Source organism: Kocuria himachalensis, from assembly GCF_054784195.1.
Genome location: NZ_BAAGPL010000065.1, coordinates 1 through 3,401, shown reverse-complemented (window position 1 = coordinate 3,401; position 3,401 = coordinate 1). Strand labels below are relative to the sequence as shown.

5 protein-coding genes are annotated in these 3,401 nt (G+C 70.2%); 1 reads left to right on the top strand and 4 read right to left on the bottom strand.

Translation table 11 applies throughout. The features are described 5' to 3' along the window. Positions 1 to 32: 32 nt before the first annotated feature. Together ACYVM4_RS18595 and ACYVM4_RS18590 are read right to left on the bottom strand one after the other, a co-directional pair. Complete coding sequence (locus ACYVM4_RS18595; protein WP_460669519.1) at positions 33 to 746, bottom strand: arsenate-mycothiol transferase ArsC; 714 nt, start codon at positions 744 to 746, stop codon at positions 33 to 35. Further along, a complete protein-coding gene (locus ACYVM4_RS18590; RefSeq protein ID WP_460669518.1) occupies positions 743 to 1,420 on the bottom strand; it encodes an arsenate-mycothiol transferase ArsC in 678 nt (225 codons plus the stop codon). The genes ACYVM4_RS18595 and ACYVM4_RS18590 overlap by 4 nt, the downstream gene beginning before the upstream one ends. 475 nt (positions 1,421 to 1,895) lie before the next feature. Between ACYVM4_RS18590 and ACYVM4_RS18585 the strand changes: the two genes are divergently transcribed. Then, a complete protein-coding gene (locus ACYVM4_RS18585) occupies positions 1,896 to 2,096 on the top strand; it encodes a hypothetical protein (RefSeq protein WP_460669517.1) in 201 nt (66 codons plus the stop codon). 43 nt (positions 2,097 to 2,139) lie between these two features. On the opposite strand, the gene ACYVM4_RS18580 is transcribed toward ACYVM4_RS18585, so the two are convergent. Together ACYVM4_RS18580 and ACYVM4_RS18575 are read right to left on the bottom strand one after the other, a co-directional pair. Continuing rightward, on the bottom strand, positions 2,140 to 2,694 hold the full coding sequence (locus ACYVM4_RS18580; protein WP_460669516.1) for a hypothetical protein: 555 nt from the start codon (positions 2,692 to 2,694) through the stop codon (positions 2,140 to 2,142). Between the two features lies 1 nt (position 2,695). Then, positions 2,696 to 3,364: an arsenate-mycothiol transferase ArsC gene (locus ACYVM4_RS18575; protein ID WP_460669515.1), complete on the bottom strand. Its 669-nt coding sequence runs from the start codon at positions 3,362 to 3,364 to the stop codon at positions 2,696 to 2,698. Positions 3,365 to 3,401 lie beyond the last annotated feature (37 nt).

Below are 3,401 nucleotides of genomic sequence, written 5' to 3'. Positions count from 1 at the left end.
GGGGAAGACCGCCTCCGGCGTAGGAGCAAGGACTACTCCGGGGAGTGTGCCGGAAAGTGGGTGCGGATCTGCTCGTACAGGGCACGGGTGCGGCTTTGGAGCTCCTCAACGACGGCGCCGACCGCTTCCTGGTCCGCTTCCAGCACGTCGCTGACGTCCCAGTTCTGGTGGGCGGATCCGGCCGGCAGGGGGAGCCCGTTGAGGTGGCCGAAGGTGACGACCCAGTCCGCCCCGGACAGAACATCGGCGGTGACCGGTTTGGGGTAGAGCTCCTCGGTGCCGATGCCGCGCTCGGCCAGTGCGGTGACGACCAGTGGCTCCAGGGCCGCCCCAGGCAGCAGGCCCGCCGAGCGGACCGTGAGTGCCTGCCCGGCCTGGTGGGCCAGCAGCGCTGCGGCGATCTGAGCCCGGCCGGTGTCGTGCTCCCCGATGAACAGCACCTGCGGGACGGCCCCCTCGTGAGGAGTCGTGCTGGTGGCGTCCCGGGCGTGGGCCAGGGCGGCGAGCCGGTCGGCGGCAAAGTGCCCGGCCAGGGCGGGCAGGTGCGTGCGCACCCGGGCGGTGCGCCATAAGGCGGTGTAGGACTCCAAGACCATCCGTTCCACCAGGTCGGGGGAGAACACCCCGGCGTAGCGTTCGCTCAGGTGCTCGGCGGTGCGGGCCAGGACGTGGGCCTCCAGGGGCTGTGCCGACTCCGTCGGCCCGGTGGGGTCACTGGGTGCGGGGGGATCGGTGGGCTCGCTCACGCTTGTTCCTGGGTGGGGCCGAACCCAGTGCCGACGGCGGTGTCGGCGGTGATCTCCAGCCACAGAGTCTGCGCACGGATTTGGAGCTCGGCCACGGCCCCCGGGTTCCTCTCGGGGTCCAAAGTGCTGTCCACCGGCCAGTGCTGATAACTGGTGCCCGCCCCCACCGGCCCCACGTCCTGGGCGCCCAAGATGATGACCCAGTCGGCGGCGGACAGCAGCGCGGCGCTGAGCGGCTGCCGGACCACCGCGGCCGGATCCACCCCGTGCTGGGCCAGCACCTGCACCGCGAACGGATCCAGGGCCGCCCCCGGGGCGATCCCGGCCGAGCAGGTCACCACCGCCTCCCCGGCGTGGGCGGCGAGCAGAGTCGCGGCCACGGCGGCAGGACCGGTGTCGTGGTCGTCCACGAACAGCACCTGGCACATCCGCCCCCGCCCCGGACCGTTGGTCTTGTCCCGAGCCAAAGCCGTCAACCGGTCGCCGGCATCGTGCAACGCCATCGGCATGAGATAGGACTGAACTCTCGCCTGCCGAGTCAACTCGGTGTAACAGTCGATGAGGCACCGCTCCACCAGTTCGGGGAAGAACACCCCGGCGTATCGCTGCACCAGGTGTTCCGCCGCCCGGTGCAACACCCGTGGGTCCCGTAGGTCGATTTCCTGCTCCGTCATGACGTCCCCCTGTAATAGCCGCCCACCAGTTGCTCACTCCCACCGCTGCCTCGACTCCTCAACGTGGATCTGCCGATGCGACGCGATCGTGGTGTGCCAGCACCTTGCAGCGATTCGCCGCAATCCGATTTCCCCGGGACGGCTGTACCAGGTCCATGGCGGGCTCAGGTCTCGTCCGCCTGGTGGCCCCCGTCCTGGCCCTGGCCCCGTGCCGGCACGGACACAGTTTGCGGCGGACTGATGACCTGGAGGTGGCCATCAGATGGACCCCAAGTGTCTTGTGTCACATTGACGTGCGAGAAGGGGCCATGCTCGCGGCCGCACCTGCAACCCTCTCCCGAACTATCATCGGCGGCCATGACCGCCCTGTCCCCGGCACCCCGGGGGGCGGTGTGGGTAAGAACACCGGTCCACCGGACAGTGATCGGTCCTTTCGGGTGCCGGGCCCGGGAGTGCGGAATCTAGAATCTTCTGTGTGTCTTTCGACTTGCAGCTGACCGTGCTCAGCAATCTGATGCTGATGGCCGCCGTTGCCTGGCCGATGTTCACCACTCACCGGCGCCGCCAGCGCTTCGCCCGGGACGGGCAGGTCATGGCCCGGACCGTCCCGTTCACCGGGCCCGCGGTGCTGATCGCCGCCGGGCTGGCGCTGTTGGTGGCCGCAGGACTGGTCTGAGCCCACCGACCCTCGGAGACCGGGGGTGGAACGGGCGCACTCCTCAGCACTGATGGTCTTCGCGGTGATCGTGGACCCGATCACGCCTCAACAGCTCGCCGGTGCAAGGCAGGAACGGATCGCAATGGGGATCCAGCAGCGCGTTGGCCGTGTGCATCAACCGGTCGCGTTCCACCGCGGGCAGGTGGAAAATCTCATGCAGGTACGCCTCGAGCTCCATTTCCCCGACGATCCCACCGAGGCTGAGGTAGTGGATCCACAACCGGTGGACGGTGATGCCGGCGCGTGCCAGGGCGTGGTGCAGCAGGCGGGCTTGGGAACGGCCCAGGGTGGTGTCGTCCATGGTGGGTGCCTCCGGGCAAGCAATGAGCATGGGACGGGTGTCTGGCGGATCCGACGGGTCCCCGGACGTGCCGTCGGTGGCGCGGGCCGCAGCGGGTTCCCGCCGTTCCTGGTGCAGCACATGACCGACCACGGCGCCGGGGACCGCGACCAACAGCATCACCGCCGCGGTGTCGGTGGCCACCGCCAGGACCGCCACCCCGGCCGGGGTGGCGAAGACGAACAGGCGGATTCCGGTTGTCAGTGCCGGAGCCATCTCAGGATCCCGGAGCCCGGCCGGAAGTGACGGGCCAAGCCGCGGAGGTGGTGATCTCCACCCACAGGGCCTGGGCACGGGAGTCGAGATCGGCCACCAAGGCCCAGCCATGGGCCTCATCCAGGGCCACCTCCACCGGCCAGTCCTGGGCGGTGAGGCCCGGTGGAAGACGCAGGGCCTCACCGACACCGAGGCTGATAACCCAGTCGGCGGCTTGCAGCACCTCCTCGGTCACCGGCTTCGGGGCCAGCCCGGCCGGCTCGGTCCCGTGCTGGGCCAACACCTCCACCGCGAAGGGATCCACGGCGGTTCCCGGGGTGATCCCGGCCGAACAAGCCACCACCGCGGTCCCGGCGTGGTGGGCCAGCAACCCCGCGGCGATCGCAGCCAGGCCGGTGTCGTCGGCATCGACGAACAACACCTGGCGTACCGGCGCCGAGGCAGCACCCTTGGCCCGAGCCAGGACGGCCAGCCGGTTCCCGGCGGCGTGGACGGCGATGGGACCCAGGTGACTGTGGACCCGGGCGGTGGATGCGAGGCCGGCGTGGGCCTGAGCCACGCAACGGTGCACCAGCTCGGGGAAGAACACCCCGGCCCAGCGGTCGGTGAGGTGCTCGGCGGCCCGGTGCAGCAGCGTCGGGGCGGTCAGCTCGATGGTCGGCCCTCTCATGCCGGCTCCTGATGGCCGGCCACGGTACTCGCGTGAC